Raw genomic sequence first — 14,677 nt, forward strand, 5'->3', positions numbered from 1 at the left:
TAACGGTATGGCGAATCAGCCATATAGATCATTGCGTATGCCGCGGCACTCCGGGGAGGGTCGGGGAATCCCAACGGAGGTGCTTTGTGGACTTGTCACGAACCCTGACCGGATTCGGCGCCGCGTTACTCGCCACCGCCCTGCTCGCCGCGCCGGCGGAGGCGGGCGCACCCGGCGACACCCCTTCGACCCGTGACTTCGGCAACGGGCCGGAACGCAACGAGGTCGCCGCCGTCGACTCGATCGCCTCGCAGTCGGCGCGTACGTTGCCCGCGGAGGAGCCCGCGTCCACGTGGAGTCTCCGGAAACGCAAGGGTTACCCGAGGCAGACGAGCCTGCCGGTGTGGCCCGCGAATCCCGAGGACCGCTCGATCAAGCTCGGGCTCGTCCCGTACCACGAGATCGCCCCGAAGCTGAACGCGCTGCAGCAGGCCTCGGACCGGGTGTCCGCGGAGATCATCGGGAAGTCGGCCGGAGGCCGCGACCTCTACCTGGTGACGGTGACCGCGCCGGAGTCGGCGGGGGAGACGGCCCGGCAGGACCACTGGCGTGAGCTGATCGAGGACCATCCGGCCGCCGCGAAGCGGGATCGTGCTCTCCGGGCCGGTTACAAGGCGCCGGTCTGGATCAACGCGAACATCCACGGCAACGAGTGGGAGGGCACCGACGGCGCGCTGCGCGTCATCGAGCGCCTCGCCACCGCCACCGACCCCGCGACGAAGGACTTCCTCGAGCACAGCCGGGTCTACCTGACCGTCACCAACAACCCGGACGGCCGCGTCGCCGGGACCAGGGCCAACGGCGCCGGCTTCGACGTCAACCGGGACCACGCGACCAGCACCCAGCCGGAGTCGCGGGCGGTGCGGGACGTGGTGATCGGGACGCAGCCGTTCGTCATGCTCGACGAGCACGGCTACACCGGCACCACGCTGATCGAGCCGGCCACCGCGCCGCACGGGCAGAACTACGAGTACGACCTGTACATCAAGCACGCGCTGCCGAACGCGCTCGGCATGGAGAAGGCCGTCCAGCAGCTCGGCCTCCCGGAGACGGCCGCCGCCGACATCCCGTTCCGGGACTACGCTCCCGGCGACTGGGACGACTGGCCGCCCATCTTCACCCCGATGTACGCCATGTACCACGGCGCGATCGGGCACACCGTGGAGATCCCGCTGCGCGTCAACAACGCCGACTACAACAACCTGCCGGTCGAGGAGCTGCGGCGCCGCGCCCGGATCAACACCGACGTGGCGGCCGCGACCATCGAGGCGGCGCTCACCTACACCGGCACCAACCGGGCCACCCTGCTCGCCGACCAGATCGAGCAGTTCCGCCGCGGCTGGGCGGGCGAGCCGTCGCCGACGATCCCGGACGGTTTCGTGCCCGGCTTCGGCCCCGAGGACCGGTTTTCGACGACGTTCCCGCGCGCCTACGTCATCCCGGCGGGCACCCCGGCGGCCGCGCGGCTGGTCGACCACCTGATCGCCAACGACGTCCGGGTCACCCGCGCCCGCCACGACTTCACCGCGAACGGGAAGCGCTACCAGGACGGCACCTACATCGTCGACATGCACCAGCCGAAGCGCGGCCTCGCGAACGTGCTCCTGGAAGCCGGCCGGGACATCTCCGACCTGGTGCCGCAGATGTACGACATCTCCGGCTGGAGTCACGGCCTGCTGTGGGGCGCGCGGGTCGACGCCAGCCCCCGCACGCTGCCGCACGTGCGCACGTCGCCGGTCACCAGAGCCACCCCCACCGGCTCGGTCGACGCGCCGCGCGGGCGTGACCTCACCCTGTCGCTGCGCGACGGCAACGACGTGCGCGCGGTCAACGAGCTGCTCGCGCAGGGTGTCAAGCTGCGGCGTACGGACGCGAGCACGATCGTGGTCCCGGCCGAGGCGCGGCCCGAGGCCACCGCTCTCGCCAAGACCCTGGGGGTACGCTTCACCGCCGCCCCGCGCGGGGTGAAGGGCGACGTCCTCGACCAGCCGGTGATCGCCGGCGCCGTCTCCGCGGACGAGCTGTTCGCCCTCAAGGAGATGGGCTTCACCGTCCAGACCGTGTCGACGGCGGTCCTGAACGCCGGCTTCGACCTGTCCGGAGTGGACACGCTGATCGTGTCGTCCGGGCTGTCGTACACGGCCCTGAACGCCACCGCCCGTGCCACGGTCGACGCGTTCCTGGCCCGCGGCGGCGGCGTGATCACCCGGGGCGCCACCGGTGCGGCCTTCAACGCGGCGGCCAAGGTCCTGCCGGCCACCGCGGTCGCCGGCCGGGGCGACGCCAACGGCGTGGTCACGGTGAACAATGAGGGCCCGGTCGTGGGCGCCGGCTCCCCGGCGCACTCGTTCGTCTACTCGCCGATCTGGTTCACCGGGACCGGCTTCACCGTCGAACAGCGCTACGGCGCGGACCCGCTGGTCGCCGGCCACTGGCTGCCCACCTCGGCGGGCGTCAACGGCCCGGCCCAGGCCGCGGGCCAGGCGGCGGTGATCTCCGGCGCCACGGCCGGCGGCGGCAACGCCGTCCTGTTCGGCACCGAGCCGCTGTTCCGGGCTCACCCGAAGGGCCTGTACGCGGGCTACGCCCGGGCCCTGTTCTGGACCGCCGGCTGATCGAGATGTCCCGCGGGCGGCGGTCCGCCCGCGGGGCGACCCGGTGAGTGGGCAGGTCAGCCCGGCGGCCGCGGCAGAGCCGTGCGCACCTCGGGCGGCCGCGCGGCTCGGCGGGACGGGCGGAGTGTGCCGGGGCGGCGTCACGCGTACCGGAGATGGTGTGTGGTTTTCGGGTTCTCAAGAGCGCCGCCCGCGGTGAGCCCTGATCCGGCCGGGCCGCCGTCGAGCCGCGGGAGGAAGCGGCGCCGAATCCTCAACCGATGTCGATGCGGGCCGATCTGAGGCGTCATGTTCCGTCGCCTGGCCACGCTGGCCACCGCAGCCACACTGTCCCTGACCGGCCTCGCCGCCCCGGCCGAAGCCGCGACCACGGCCTGCCGGCCGATTCCCGGAAGCCCACGCTGCCAACTGTGGACCGGCACGGTGGACTGGGCGCCCGACGGCGACACCCTCCGCGTCGATCTGGCCGGCGACGGCACCAGGAAACTCGTCTCGGTGCGGATCCTCGGCATGCAGGCGATGGAGCAGAGCCGCTACTCGCCCCGGCCGGAACGCCGGAAGGGGGACTGTCACGCGCTGGCCGCCACCGCCCGGCTGGAGAAGATCCTCAAAGCCGGCGGCAACAAGGTGCGCCTCACCTCGCTCAAGGCCTCCAGCAAGAACGGGAACCGGCCGCTGCGCTCGGTCGCCGTGAAGATCGACGGTGTCTGGCAGGACGTCGGCGAGCAGATGATCCGCGGCGGCTACGCGCTCTGGCTGCCCTTCCCCGGCGAGTGGGCCTGGGACGACGCCTACCACCTCGCCGCCGGGCAGGCCGCCGCCGAGCGCCGCGAGCTCTACGACACCGACAGTTGCGGCACCGGCCCGGCACAGGACAGCGGCATCACCCTGACCGTCAACCCGGACCCGGACGGCGCCGACGACACGAACCTCAACGGTGAATGGTTCCTGGTGCACAACCCGTCCGCCGCCGCCGTGCCGATCGCCGGCTGGTGGGTGCGCGACTCCGGGCTGCGCCGCTACACCTTCCCGGCCGGCACCGTCGTGCCCGCCGGCGGCGACGTCTACGTGCACGTCGGCAAGGGCAAGGAGACCGCCACCCACAAGTACTGGGGGCTCACCAAACCGATCTTCTCCAACACCGACCCGGACCAGCACAGCGTCGGCGACGGCGGCTACCTGTTCGACAAGCAGGGCGACCTGCGCGCCTGGATGATCTACCCGTGCGCTGTGGGCTGCGACGGCTGACGGTCGCCGTAGCGGTGCGACCCGGGCGGCGAACGGTAGCGGCCGGCCCGCTTCACTCAACCCGGCCGGGGCCGCGTCCGATCGACGCGGCATGCTGCGCCGTCTCACCGCTCTCGCCGCTGCCGCCACCCTGGCCGCGGCCGGTACAGCCGCCCCGGCCGCCGCGGTGTCCGCCGCCTGCCGCCCGGCGGCCGGCAGCCCCCGTTGCGCCGTCTGGACCGGCAGGGTCGTCTGGGTCGCCGACGGGGACACCCTCAAGGTGGACTTCGCCGGCGACGGCACCACCGCCGCCGAGTCGGTGCGGATCATCGGCGTGCAGGCGATGGAGCAGACCGTCTACTCGCCGCGCCCGGAGCGCCGGCGCGGGGAATGCCACAGCCTCACCGCGACGGCGGCCCTCGAGAAGCTCGTCGCGGCCGGCGGCGGACGGGTACGGATGACCGCCCAGCACCCGGCCAGCAGCAGCCGGGACCGTCCGCTGCGGTCGGTGGCCGTACGGATCGGCGGGCAGTGGCGCGACCTCGGCCACGAGCTGATCCGCCAGGGCCACGCCCTGTGGCTGCCGTTCTCCGACGAGTGGGCCTGGGACGCCGACTACCAGTACGCGGCCCAGCAGGCGGCCACCGAACGCCGGCGGCTGTACGACGCCGACACCTGCGGCGTGGGCCCGGCCCAGGACAGCGGCCTCACCGTCTGGGTCAACGGCGACGCCGACGGCCTCGACGACATCGACCTCAACGGCGAATGGGTCCGGATCGGCAACCCCTCCACCCGGGACGTGCCGATCGGCGGCTGGTGGATCCGCGACTCCGGGCTGCGGCGCTACACCTTCGCCGCCGGCACGGTGGCGCCCGCCGGCGGCGCCGTCTACGTGCACATCGGCCGGGGCCGGGACACCGCCACCCACAAGTACTGGGGACTGACCGCCCCGGTGTTCGCCAACATCATCCCGGCGCTGCACTTCAACGGCGACGGTGGTTACCTCTTCGACCCACAGGGCGACCTCCGCGCCTGGATGATCTACCCGTGCCTGACCGGGTGCGGCAGCCCGCTCACCGGGCGCGCCCGGCTGCGGGTCAAACCCACCGGGCCGGAACTGATCGAACTGGTCAACACCGGGACCGAGGCGGTCGACCTGTTCGGCCACGTGGTCATGAGCAAGTGGTGGGCGCACCGGTTCGAGGAACGCACCGTGCTCGCGGCGGGCGAGGCGATCACCGTCCCGCTCGGCGGCGGCCGCCGGATCCTCGACGACGCCGGTGGCGTGGTCACGCTGCTGACCGCCGACCAGTGGACCGTCACGTGCACGGCGTGGGGCTCCGGGCGCTGCTGACACGGGGCCCGCTCGATACCGCCGGTCAGTCCGTCCGATGGGGGAAGCCGGGCGCTGCTGACGCGGCGCCCGCTCGATACCGCCGGTCAGTCCGTCCGATGCGGGAAGCCGGGCGCTGCCGGCAGGGAGTCCGGCCCGGCGATCCCGTCGCGCCAGTGCCGCCGGCACAACACCCGGTACGTCACGTCGGCCGCGTCCGACGTGTCACCGACCGCCACCTGCGCGCCCGACCGGGCCACCCGGCCGTCCTCGATCCGCGCGTTCTGCCGGCCCGGACGGCCGCACCAGCAGGTCACCTCCACCTGCAGCGACACGATGTTGTCGGCCAGCTCCAGCAGCCGCCGCGCGCCCGGGAACAACCGGGACATGAAGTCGGTGGAGATCGCGTAGGCGTCCACGTCGACACACAGCTCGTCGACCGCCCAGGCCAGCTGCTCCACCTGCTCGGGCCGCAGGAACTGGGCCTCGTCGACGATCACGAACCCGCCGGCCGGCACCTCGCCGGCGATCAGCGCGGTCAGCTCGGTGCCGTCGGTGACCTCGATGGCGTCCGCCTCCACCCCGAGCCGTGACGACATCACCCCGGCGCCGGCCCGGTCCATGCTGGTGAGCAGGATGCCGGGCCGGCCCGACTGCCGCCGGTTGTACGCGTTCTGCAGCGCCAGCGTCGACTTGCCGGCGCCCATGCTGCCGTGGAACAGGGTCAGCTCGTGGAAGACCGGCGCGAGCGTCCGCACTCGGGACACCACGGGCGTAGACACTGTGACCGGGACCAATGGTGAGCCTTCCTCAGGACTTACTCGGGCCGCTACACGCTACCCGACCTGGGCTCCGCCCTCTTCAGCCCGGCGGAACGGATCGCCGTAGGCCCGGATCGCCTGACGGGCGAACGCCTGCTGCTCGGTGGCGACCCGCTCCGAACGGCCCCGCCCCAGGAAGCTGACGAACCAGTGCATCACCGCGGTCACCCGGTTCTTGAAGCCGACCAGGTAGAACAGGTGCACCGCCACCCACACCACCCAGGCCGGGAAGCCGGACAGCCGCAACTTTCCGATGCTCGCCACCGCCGAGAACCGGGAGATCGTCGCCAGACTGCCCTTGTCGAAATACCGGAACGGCTGGCCGGTCTGCTTCCCGGCCAGGCGGCGCCGGATCTGACCGGCCGCGTGCCGGCCGCTCTGGATGGCGACCTGCGCCACCCCGGGCAGTGGCTTCCCGTCCTCGCCGGCCAGGTTCATCATGTCGCCCAGCACGAAGATCTCCGGGTGGCCCGGCAGGCTGGTGTCCGGCTCGACGTGGATCCGGCCGGCCCGGTCGGTCCTCGCCCCGGTCGCCACGGCCAGTTTCCCGGCCAGCGCGGGCGCCGCCACCCCGGCCGCCCACACCTTCGTCATCGCCGGGATCCGCTCGCGGCGCCCGCCGGACTCCACCTCGATGCCGGCCGGGTCGACCGCCACCACCTTCGTGTTCGTCCGCGCCTCGACGCCCAGCCGGGCGAGCTGACCCTCGGCCTTGCTCGACAGTTGGTCACCGAACGTGCTCAGCACCGCCCCGACCGCGTCGACCAGCAGGATCCGCGCCTTGCGGGAGTCGATGTGCCGGTACTGTCCGCGCAGCGTGCGGTGCGCCAGCTCGGCGATCTGCCCGGCCATCTCGGTGCCCGTGGGACCCGCGCCGACCACCACGAACGTCATCCAGCGCTCGATCGTCTCCGGATCGGTGTGCAGGTCGGCGACCTCGAAGGCGCCGAAGATCCGGGCCCGCAGCTCCAGGGCGTCGTCGATGCTCTTCATGCCCGGCGCGTCGTCGGCGAACTCGTCGTTGCCGAAATACGACTGGGAGGCGCCGGCCGCCACGATCAGCGTGTCGTACTCCACCGTGTAGTCGATGCCCGGCCCGGCCACCGAGACCACCCGCGCCTCGACGTCGACGTCCTGCACCCAGCCGAGCCGGACGTCCACATTGCGCTGGCGGCGCAGCACCTCGCGGATCGGCGGGGCCACCTCGCCCTCGGACAGGATGCCGGTGGCAACCTGGTAGAGCAGCGGCTGGAAGAGGTGGTACGACGTACCGTTGATCAGGGTGATGTCGACGTCCGCCCGGCGGAGCGCCTTGATCGCGAAGAGGCCACCGAAACCGGCCCCCACGACTACCACTTTGTGACGCATCAGCACTCCCTCACCTCAGGGCACCCATTCACACCTTGGTATGCCCCGGGTGTCCGCGGAAGTACCGCTCAGGTCAGGCGCTGTGTCGTTCGTCCCAGCCAGCGGGCCACCACGTCCAGCTCGGCGTCGGTGAAACCCCCGGCCAGCTCCGCGTTCAGCTCGGTCACCACCTCGCGGGCCGCGGCCACCGCCCGCCGCCCCCGCTCGGTGAGGGTCAGCCGCACCGCCCGCGCGTCCCGGGGATCCGGCGTCTTGACCACGAAGCCGCCCTTCTCCAGGCGGCTCGCCAGCCCGCTCATCCCGGACGGTGACGCGCCCAGGGCGGCGCCCACGTCGCCGAGCAGCACGTCGCCGTGGGCGGCCAGGTGGAACAGCACCCCGGCGCCGGCCGCACCGATGCCGCTGTCACCGCACCGGGCGTCGATCCAGCGACGGACCGAGCGCTCGGCCGTCATCAGATCGAACACCAGCCGGTGAGCCATCAGGCCACGTTAGCGATCCGTGGGCGACCGGATCAGCGGGTCGGGCCTCGCTGTCTCCCACGCGGGGGACCGGCACGGCTATCGTCGGCCGGTGACTCAAGGAGGAGCGATGGCGCGATCGCCGCGGATCACATCGGTGTCGTGGGGCGAGATGGCGGTCGAGGGCCTGCCGCCCGGCAAGGACTTCAAGCTATGGCCCGGCGGCGGCCGCCCCTGGGACTGGAACGAGACCGGCACCCGGCACCGCCCCGGCATCCAGCCCGCCGACGTCGAGGAGCTGCTGGAGCACGGCGCCACCACGGTGGTGCTCTCCCGCGGCATGGACCTGGTGCTCCAGATCGATCCGGCCACCCTGCGGGCGCTGCGGGACCGGGGTGTCACCGTGCACGAGGCGGAGACCACCGAGGCGGTCCGGATCTACAACGAGCTGGCCGGGTCGCAGCCGGTGGGAGGCCTGTTCCACTCCACCTGCTGAGCGACCATGATGGCGGCGAGTCGTGATCCGAGGGAGGCCCCGATGACGCACGTCTGCTTCACCCTGCAGGTGGACCCGGCGAAGCTCGACGAGTACCGCGCCGCCCACGCCGAGGTCTGGCCGGAGATGCTGCGGGCGCTGGCCGCGACCGGCTGGCGCGACTACCGGCTCTTCCTGCGTCCGGACGGCCTGCTCGTCGGCGTCCTGCAGACCGACGACTTCGCGGCCGCCCAGGAGGCGATGGCCAGGACCGAGGTGAACGCCCGCTGGCAGGCCGCGATGGCCGGGTTCTTCCCGTCGCTCGGCGAGGCCCGCCCCGACCAGGGCATGCTCGTGCTCGACCAGGTCTTCCACCTGGAGGAGCAGCTCGACCGGCTCTGACGCCGGTCCGCGGCGGCCGGCCGGTCCACGGCACCGCGCCAGGGGACCGCCAGAGGCGCCGCACGATACCGATGGCGGAACAGCTGAGACCTGGAGACGGCGGCCTACCCTGGTAGGCACAGGCCCGGTGGAACGGCCGGCCCGGCACACGGAGGAGTGGGTGCGGTGAGCGGCTTCATCAAGCGGTTCGTGCTCTCGATGGTCGCGTCGAAGCTTCAGCGGATGTCCCACGGCCGGCACAACCCGGCCGTCGACGGGCTGTTGCGGGAGGTCAACCACCGGATCCAGCGCAGCCAGGGTTACGGCTACCACCACCCGGGCGGCTACCGACACCACGGCCACTACCGGCATCACGGGCACTATCGGCACCACGGCCACTACCGGCGCCGGCGCTGGTTCTGAGCCGATGCCCGCCCCACTGCTCACTTTCGGCCTGCGCCGGGAGCGGGCCACGCTGCCGTGGTGGATCGCCGGCACCGGCCTGCTGTTCCTGGTCCAGTCGACCCAGAGCCAGGATCTGTACGGTGATCCGGCCGCCCTGGCCCGGCTGCGCGAGACGGTCGGCGCCAACACCGCGGTGATCGCGATGAGCGGCCCGCCCGAGCTGCTCACCTCCATCGGCGGCGAGATCGTCTTCGAGATGTTCGGGTTCGCGGCCGTCGTGGTCGCGCTGATGAACATGTTCCTGATCGGCCGGCACACCCGCGGCGACGAGGAGGCCGGCCGCGCCGAGCTGCTGCGGTCCACCCCGATCAGCCGGCGTGCCCCGGTGTTCGCGGCGCTGCGGCTGGCCGCGATCGCCGACCTGGCCGTCGGGGCGGTGGTGTTCGCCGCGCTGGCCGGCACCGGTCTGCCGGTGGCCGGGTCGTTGCTGGTGGCCGCCGCGACGGCCGCGCTGGGCCTGCTGTTCGCGGCGCTGACCGTGCTGGCCGCGCAGATCTTCGAGCACACCCGCGGCGTCTACGCGGCGGTCGGCACGCTGATCGGCGCGGCGTGGGCGCTGCGGGCGGTCGGTGATTCCGGGCGGTCCGGGGTGGTGTGGGCGTCGCCGATCGGGTGGGGCCAGCAGACCATGCCGTTCGGGGCGGACCGCTGGTGGCCGCTGGCGATCACCCTGGCCGCGGCCGTCGTGGTGGTGGCGGCGGCCCTGGCGGTGCTGGACCGGCGCGACTTCGGGGCCGGCCTGCTGCGGTCGCGGCCCGGCCGCCCGCACGCCTCGCGGGCGCTGGGCACCCCGTCCGGGCTGGCCTGGCGGCTGCAGCGGGGCCTGGTCATCGGCTGGACGGCCGGGGTCGGGATGCTCGGGATGGCGTACGGGGCGATCGCCGACAGCATCGAGCAGTGGGTGACCGGCAATCCGGAGATCGCCGAGTTCCTGCCGGGCGGCGCGCAGGACGTCGTCGACTCCTATCTGGCGCTCACCGTGACCCTGAGCGCGCTGCTGGCGGCGGCGGCCGGGGTGTCGGCGGCGCTGCGGGCGCGGGCCGAGGAGACGGCCGGGCGGGCCGAGCCGATCCTGGCCACCGCCACGAGCCGAGTCGCCTGGCTGGGCGGCCACCTCGGGGTGGCGCTGGCCGGGAGCGCGCTGGTGCTGCTGGCCGGCGGCACCTTCGAGGGCCTGGCGTACGGGCTGACCGTCGGCGACCCGGGCCAGGCGGCGCGGATGGCCGGGGCCGCGCTGGTGTACCTGCCGGGGGTGTGGGCCGTGGTGGCGGTGGCGGCGTTCGGTCTGGGCTGGGTGGCGCGGGCGGCCGCCGTGGCCGCCTGGTCGGTGCTCGGCTACTGCGCGGTGGTGGAGTTGTTCGCCGCGTCGTTCGGGCTGCCGGAGTGGGCGCTGCGGCTGTCGCCGTTCACGCATCTGCCGCAGGCGCCGTTGGAGCCGGTGACGGCCGGCCCACCGGTGGTGGTCGGCGCGGTCGCGGCGGTGCTGATCGTGGCGGGTGTGCTCGGGTTCCGGCGACGTGACGTGGGCTACTGACCGTTCGGGTTCAGCTGTCACGGGAGTCCGTTCGTGGGACACACCGCCGGCCGCCGAAGGGGAGGCCGGCGGTGTATCAGAACAGGGGTGAGCGGCCCTTGTACCCGGTGGACAGCCGCGGCCCGGCGGTGAGCGCCGTGCCGGTGCCCCGCTGGAGCAGCAGGTCGCCGGTGGACGTCTGCACGGCGGCCACGTCGGGGTGGCCGTCCCGGTCGAAGTCGCCGATGCCGTACAGGTCACGCAGCCCGGCGGCCGAGCCGATCCGCAGCGCGGTCTGTAACCCGCCCTGCTTTCCGCGGTACAGGTAGAGGCCGTTGTTGCTGTTCAGCTTCACGAGCAGGTCCGGGAAACCGTCGCGGTCGAAGTCGCCGACGCCGGTGAACTCGCTGCGGTTGTTCCAGTCGCCGTAGGCGATCGCCGTGCGCTTGCCGAACTTGGCGCCCTTCTTCCCCGGGTAGAGGTAGACGTTGCCGTTGCTGGTCTGCGCGGCCAGCATGTCGGGGTAGCCGTCCCGGTTGAGGTCGCCGATCGCGGTCAGTTCCCGCAGGTGGCTCAGGTTCTTGTAGAGCCGCTTGCGGGCGCCGAACCTGCCGCTGCTCAGGCCGGGGTGGAAGTACACGGCGCCGGCCCGGTTGCGGACGATCAGATCGACGTGACCGTCCCGGTTCAGGTCCATCCGCAGCAGCGCGTTCGCCGAGGCGTACGAGCCGACCTTGGTCCGGGAGTCCTCGGAGACGTGGACGCCGTTGCCCGGGTAGGCGTACAGGTTGCCGGTCGCCGTGGTCCGGGCGAGGACGTCCGGCCAGCCGTTGCGGTTCCAGTCGGACTGGCCGGCCGACGGCAGCCGGGCGACGTCCAGGTAGTCGTTGTCGATGTTGATCGTGACGCCGCCCCAGGTCTCCTGGTGGGCGCCACGGTACTGCTTCATCCGGCGTCGCGGCTGCCAGTACGTCTCCGGGATGACCTTGTCGGAGACCGTGACGACCTGGTCCCAGCGGGCGAAGTCGATGTAGTCGGGTCGCACGTACCCCGGCTTGCCGTGGACCGCGACCATGTCGGCGATGCCGGACGCCGCGCTGCTGTAGTAGCCGGAGAAGTAGCCGTGGTCGTGCAGCCGGCCGGTCCACGCGCTCATGAACGCGAGCACGCCCTCGCGGCAGGCGGTGTTCTTGCTGTCGTACGCCTCCATGTCGTAGATCAGCACGCTCTCCCTGGAGAGCCCGAGCGCGCTCGCCTGGCGCACGGCGTCGTCGGCGGTGGCGCGGCCCTGCGCGGCCGCCCTGGTGTCGTCGATCAGGTTCTTCCGCGTCACGTTGGTGCAGCTGGCCTGCGGGCCGACGTAGAGCGGGATCATCCGCCAGCCCCGGTTGACCTGCTCGCGGACCCACGCGGCGGTGAGGTTCTTCTGGGTGCAGCCGCGGTTGGCGCCGCCGAAGTAGATGCCGACGGCACGGTACGGCGACGACTTCAGCCAGGCCGCCATGGTGTCGCTGGACGGGGCGGTGCAGGCGTCGAAGCCGTGTCCGGTGAAGTTGCCCGGCTGCGGGGCGAGGGCGGTGGCCGCGGTGGCGTTGCCGTTGACGAACGCCAGCGGCATCACTGAAAGTGTCACGACGAGCGCGCCGAGTAGGCGCTTCCGGTGCCTGACGAGCCGGCGGGGATGGAGCCGATGGCGGCCGGGGCTGGGTGCTGCGTTCAAGTGGACCCACTTCGTCACGTCGGAAGGCCCATCGAGACAAGCAAACGGGCGCCGATCCGCACAGGGCCGTTCGGCTGATACGGATCACCCGAACGGCGAGCCGGTCCAGGCGGTCGCCCCGGCCACCGTCGTGATCCCGGCCCGGTTCCCTCGCCCCGGTCCGTACCCCGGTCACCGGCCGGCGATGTGTTGCTCGAGCCCGTGCCGCTGATCTGTTCACCGGATGGTCATGTTCCGTTGGCGACGTGTCGCCCCGTCACACCTATCGTGGGCGGGCAGATGAACGCTGGGTAGCGAGAGGCAGTCCGATGCGTGACTCGGTACTCGATGTGAGCACAAGTCCCGACGGCAGCGTGGTCATCCAGCCGCACGGATCGGTCGGGCCGGACGCGGCGGTGGAGTTGCGGCAGCTCCTGGTGCACACGGTGCGCCGGGTCCGGCCGTTGCGGCTGATCGTCGACCTGGCCGACGTGTGGGAGCTGGACCCGATCAACCTGGGTTCGGTGGCGGCGGCGTGCGGCCTCGGCGACGACTTGCAGGTCGCCGTCTTCGTCGACAATCCCAGCGGGCAGCTCGCCGAGCAGCTCGCGGCGGCCGGTGTGCCCGCTCAGCGCGTCCGCGGCCGGGACAATCCCGGCGGGCAGCTCGCCGGGCAGCTCGCGGCGGCCGGTGTGCCCGCTCAGCGCGTCCGCGGCCGCTGACTTTTCGATCAGCGGCCATCGTCCGTCCATCCGTCGTTAACCTGCGGCGACATAGCATCCGCCCATGACCGTCGTGCTGCTCCGATCGCGTGCCGAGACGGCCCGGCTGGTGGCCGGGTCGCTGATCGGCGACAGCGGTGACCGCTGGCGGCACACCGCGGGGGTGGCGCGGCGGGCGGCCGAGCTCGCCGCCCGGCTCGGTCTCGATCCGGACGTGCTCGTCGCGGCGGCCTGGCTGCACGACATCGGCTATGCCGAGCCGATCGCGCTGACCGGTTTCCATCCGCTGGACGGCGCCGTGCACCTGAGCGCCGAGGGCTGGCCGGCCCGGATCGCCGGGTTGGTGGCCTACCACTCGGGCGCCCGTTTCGTGGGCGCCGCCCGCGGTCTGGCCGGGCAGTTGGCCGCCTTCCCGGACGAGCGCAGCCTGATGGCCGACGCCCTCACCTACGCCGACCAGACGGTGGGCCCGAGCGGTCTGCGGGTCGACCCCGAGGCCCGCTACACCGAGATGCTGCACCGGCACGGCCCCTGCTCGTGGAACGCGAAGGTCGACGCCGAGCGCCGCCCGCATCTGCGTGGCATGGCCGCCCGCGTCGAGCACCTGCTAGCCGCAGCCGCCTAGCTCTTCCAAAAACGTCTCCAGTGCTTTCCGGTACGCCGGAAGCGTCCGCAGATCGACGTACTCCTCCGGACCGTGCTGCCCGTCGCCGCCCGGCCCGAAGATGACCGCGTCCACGCCCACCGCCGAGTAGAACCGCCCGTCGGCCGCCCCGTGTTTGCGCAGCAGCGTCCCGTCGTACCCCACCTGCCGGGCGGCCTGCCGCAGCAGCCGCACCTCGGCGCTGTCCGGATCGGCGTGGTGCGGCGCGCCGAGCGCCTCGACGGTGACCTCCACCCCGGTCACCGCCGTCAGATGGGCGGCGATCTCGGCGGCCGTGCGCCCGGCGAGGTCCTCGTCGGACGGCGGGAACCGGATGTCGACGAGAGCGGACGCGTCCGCCGGCACCACGTTCGCGGCCGTGTTGGAGGTCTCGACGCGGGCCACGTTGACGGTCGTGGCCCACTGTTCGGCGGCCGGGACCGGGTGCCGGGCGAGCAGCCGCTGAACCGCCGCCGTCACCGTGAGCAGTGCGTTCGACCCCAGCCACGGGTAGGCGGCGTGGGCGGTGCGGCCGGTCGCGGTGAGCCGGGCCCGGACGATGCCCTTCGACTCGGTGACGATCCGCAGGCCGCTCTGCTCGCCGATGATCACGAACCCGGCCCGGACGCCCCGCGCCACCTGGTGCCCGGTGCCGTCGAAGCCGCCCACCTCCTCGTCGGTGACCAGTTGCAACGCCACCGGGTACGGCAGCGTCGGCGCCACCTCCCGGAACACGGTGGCCATCACCACGGCGGCGGCCTTCATGTCGTGGGCGCCGCGTCCGTACAGCCGGTGGCCGTCGAGGCGGGCGGTGAACTGCTCCGCGACGCCGGGCACCACGTCGAGGTGGGCGTTGAGGATCACCCTGGGCGGGCCGACCCCGCGTGTGGAGTTCGGGTGCCGGCGCGGAGGGTGGCGGCGGCTGGGCCTGGGTCCTCAGCGACCTCAAGTCCC

Annotated in this window: 14 protein-coding genes; 9 read left to right on the forward strand and 5 right to left on the reverse strand. The window is 72.6% G+C overall.

Features of this window, described 5'->3' with window-relative positions; all coding sequences use genetic code 11:
- Positions 1-86: 86 nt before the first annotated feature.
- From AB0I88_RS18800 to AB0I88_RS18810, 3 genes are all read left to right on the forward strand, one after another.
- Positions 87-2,615 carry a M14 family zinc carboxypeptidase gene (locus AB0I88_RS18800; protein ID WP_361025541.1) on the forward strand — a complete coding sequence of 843 codons (2,529 nt, stop codon included), beginning with the start codon at positions 87-89 and terminating at the stop codon, positions 2,613-2,615.
- Between the two features lie 288 nt (positions 2,616-2,903).
- On the forward strand, positions 2,904-3,863 hold the full coding sequence (locus AB0I88_RS18805; RefSeq protein WP_361025544.1) for a lamin tail domain-containing protein: 960 nt from the start codon (positions 2,904-2,906) through the stop codon (positions 3,861-3,863).
- 91 nt (positions 3,864-3,954) lie between these two features.
- The gene (locus AB0I88_RS18810) at positions 3,955-5,196 is read left to right on the forward strand and encodes a lamin tail domain-containing protein (RefSeq protein ID WP_361025547.1); all 1,242 of its coding nucleotides are present in this window, start codon (positions 3,955-3,957) and stop codon (positions 5,194-5,196) included.
- A gap of 86 nt (positions 5,197-5,282) precedes the next feature.
- On the opposite strand, the gene AB0I88_RS18815 is transcribed toward AB0I88_RS18810, so the two are convergent.
- From AB0I88_RS18815 to AB0I88_RS18825, 3 genes are all read right to left on the reverse strand, one after another.
- Positions 5,283-5,933 (reverse strand): thymidine kinase, encoded by a 651-nt coding sequence (locus AB0I88_RS18815; protein WP_361025550.1) that lies wholly within the window; start codon positions 5,931-5,933, stop codon positions 5,283-5,285.
- 78 nt (positions 5,934-6,011) lie between these two features.
- Complete coding sequence (locus AB0I88_RS18820; RefSeq protein ID WP_361025553.1) at positions 6,012-7,364, reverse strand: NAD(P)/FAD-dependent oxidoreductase; 1,353 nt, start codon at positions 7,362-7,364, stop codon at positions 6,012-6,014.
- Between the two features lie 68 nt (positions 7,365-7,432).
- Positions 7,433-7,846: a MarR family winged helix-turn-helix transcriptional regulator gene (locus tag AB0I88_RS18825; protein WP_361025556.1), complete on the reverse strand. Its 414-nt coding sequence runs from the start codon at positions 7,844-7,846 to the stop codon at positions 7,433-7,435.
- A gap of 109 nt (positions 7,847-7,955) precedes the next feature.
- Here AB0I88_RS18825 and AB0I88_RS18830 point away from each other — a divergent pair, with 109 nt between their 5' ends.
- The 4 genes from AB0I88_RS18830 (at position 7,956) to AB0I88_RS18845 (ending at position 10,680) form a co-directional block, all read left to right on the forward strand.
- A complete protein-coding gene (locus AB0I88_RS18830; RefSeq protein WP_361025559.1) occupies positions 7,956-8,321 on the forward strand; it encodes an Mth938-like domain-containing protein in 366 nt (121 codons plus the stop codon).
- Between the two features lie 42 nt (positions 8,322-8,363).
- Positions 8,364-8,702, forward strand: a complete 339-nt coding sequence (locus tag AB0I88_RS18835) for an L-rhamnose mutarotase (protein ID WP_361025562.1) — start codon at positions 8,364-8,366, stop codon at positions 8,700-8,702.
- 165 nt (positions 8,703-8,867) lie between these two features.
- The gene (locus tag AB0I88_RS18840; protein ID WP_361025565.1) at positions 8,868-9,104 is read left to right on the forward strand and encodes a hypothetical protein; all 237 of its coding nucleotides are present in this window, start codon (positions 8,868-8,870) and stop codon (positions 9,102-9,104) included.
- A gap of 4 nt (positions 9,105-9,108) precedes the next feature.
- Positions 9,109-10,680 carry an ABC transporter permease gene (locus AB0I88_RS18845; protein WP_361025568.1) on the forward strand — a complete coding sequence of 524 codons (1,572 nt, stop codon included), beginning with the start codon at positions 9,109-9,111 and terminating at the stop codon, positions 10,678-10,680.
- A gap of 76 nt (positions 10,681-10,756) precedes the next feature.
- On the opposite strand, the gene AB0I88_RS18850 is transcribed toward AB0I88_RS18845, so the two are convergent.
- The gene (locus tag AB0I88_RS18850) at positions 10,757-12,277 is read right to left on the reverse strand and encodes a glycoside hydrolase domain-containing protein (protein WP_361025570.1); all 1,521 of its coding nucleotides are present in this window, start codon (positions 12,275-12,277) and stop codon (positions 10,757-10,759) included.
- Between the two features lie 431 nt (positions 12,278-12,708).
- On the opposite strand from AB0I88_RS18850, the gene AB0I88_RS18855 reads away from it, so the two are divergent.
- Together AB0I88_RS18855 and AB0I88_RS18860 are read left to right on the forward strand one after the other, a co-directional pair.
- Positions 12,709-13,080, forward strand: coding sequence for a hypothetical protein (locus AB0I88_RS18855; RefSeq protein WP_361025573.1), 372 nt, complete (start codon positions 12,709-12,711; stop codon positions 13,078-13,080).
- Positions 13,081-13,144: 64 nt separating this feature from the next.
- On the forward strand, positions 13,145-13,705 hold the full coding sequence (locus tag AB0I88_RS18860) for an HD domain-containing protein (protein ID WP_361025576.1): 561 nt from the start codon (positions 13,145-13,147) through the stop codon (positions 13,703-13,705).
- On the opposite strand, the gene AB0I88_RS18865 is transcribed toward AB0I88_RS18860, so the two are convergent.
- Positions 13,688-14,587: a M20/M25/M40 family metallo-hydrolase gene (locus tag AB0I88_RS18865; protein ID WP_361025579.1), complete on the reverse strand. Its 900-nt coding sequence runs from the start codon at positions 14,585-14,587 to the stop codon at positions 13,688-13,690. The genes AB0I88_RS18860 and AB0I88_RS18865 overlap by 18 nt on opposite strands.
- Between the last annotated feature and the right edge of the window lie 90 nt (positions 14,588-14,677).

Source organism: Actinoplanes sp. NPDC049802, assembly GCF_040656595.1.
In the GTDB taxonomy this organism is placed as follows: domain Bacteria; phylum Actinomycetota; class Actinomycetes; order Mycobacteriales; family Micromonosporaceae; genus Actinoplanes.

Coding starts and splice junctions, on each gene's coding strand:
- AB0I88_RS18805 (WP_361025544.1), top strand. CDS start 2,904: ATGTTCCGTCGCCTGGCCACGCTGGCCACCGCAGCCACACTGTCCCTG.
- AB0I88_RS18810 (WP_361025547.1), top strand. CDS start 3,955: ATGCTGCGCCGTCTCACCGCTCTCGCCGCTGCCGCCACCCTGGCCGCG.
- AB0I88_RS18820 (WP_361025553.1), bottom strand. CDS start 7,364: ATGCGTCACAAAGTGGTAGTCGTGGGGGCCGGTTTCGGTGGCCTCTTC.
- AB0I88_RS18825 (WP_361025556.1), bottom strand. CDS start 7,846: ATGGCTCACCGGCTGGTGTTCGATCTGATGACGGCCGAGCGCTCGGTC.
- AB0I88_RS18830 (WP_361025559.1), top strand. CDS start 7,956: ATGGCGCGATCGCCGCGGATCACATCGGTGTCGTGGGGCGAGATGGCG.
- AB0I88_RS18835 (WP_361025562.1), top strand. CDS start 8,364: ATGACGCACGTCTGCTTCACCCTGCAGGTGGACCCGGCGAAGCTCGAC.
- AB0I88_RS18845 (WP_361025568.1), top strand. CDS start 9,109: ATGCCCGCCCCACTGCTCACTTTCGGCCTGCGCCGGGAGCGGGCCACG.
- AB0I88_RS18850 (WP_361025570.1), bottom strand. CDS start 12,277: ATGCCGCTGGCGTTCGTCAACGGCAACGCCACCGCGGCCACCGCCCTC.
- AB0I88_RS18860 (WP_361025576.1), top strand. CDS start 13,145: ATGACCGTCGTGCTGCTCCGATCGCGTGCCGAGACGGCCCGGCTGGTG.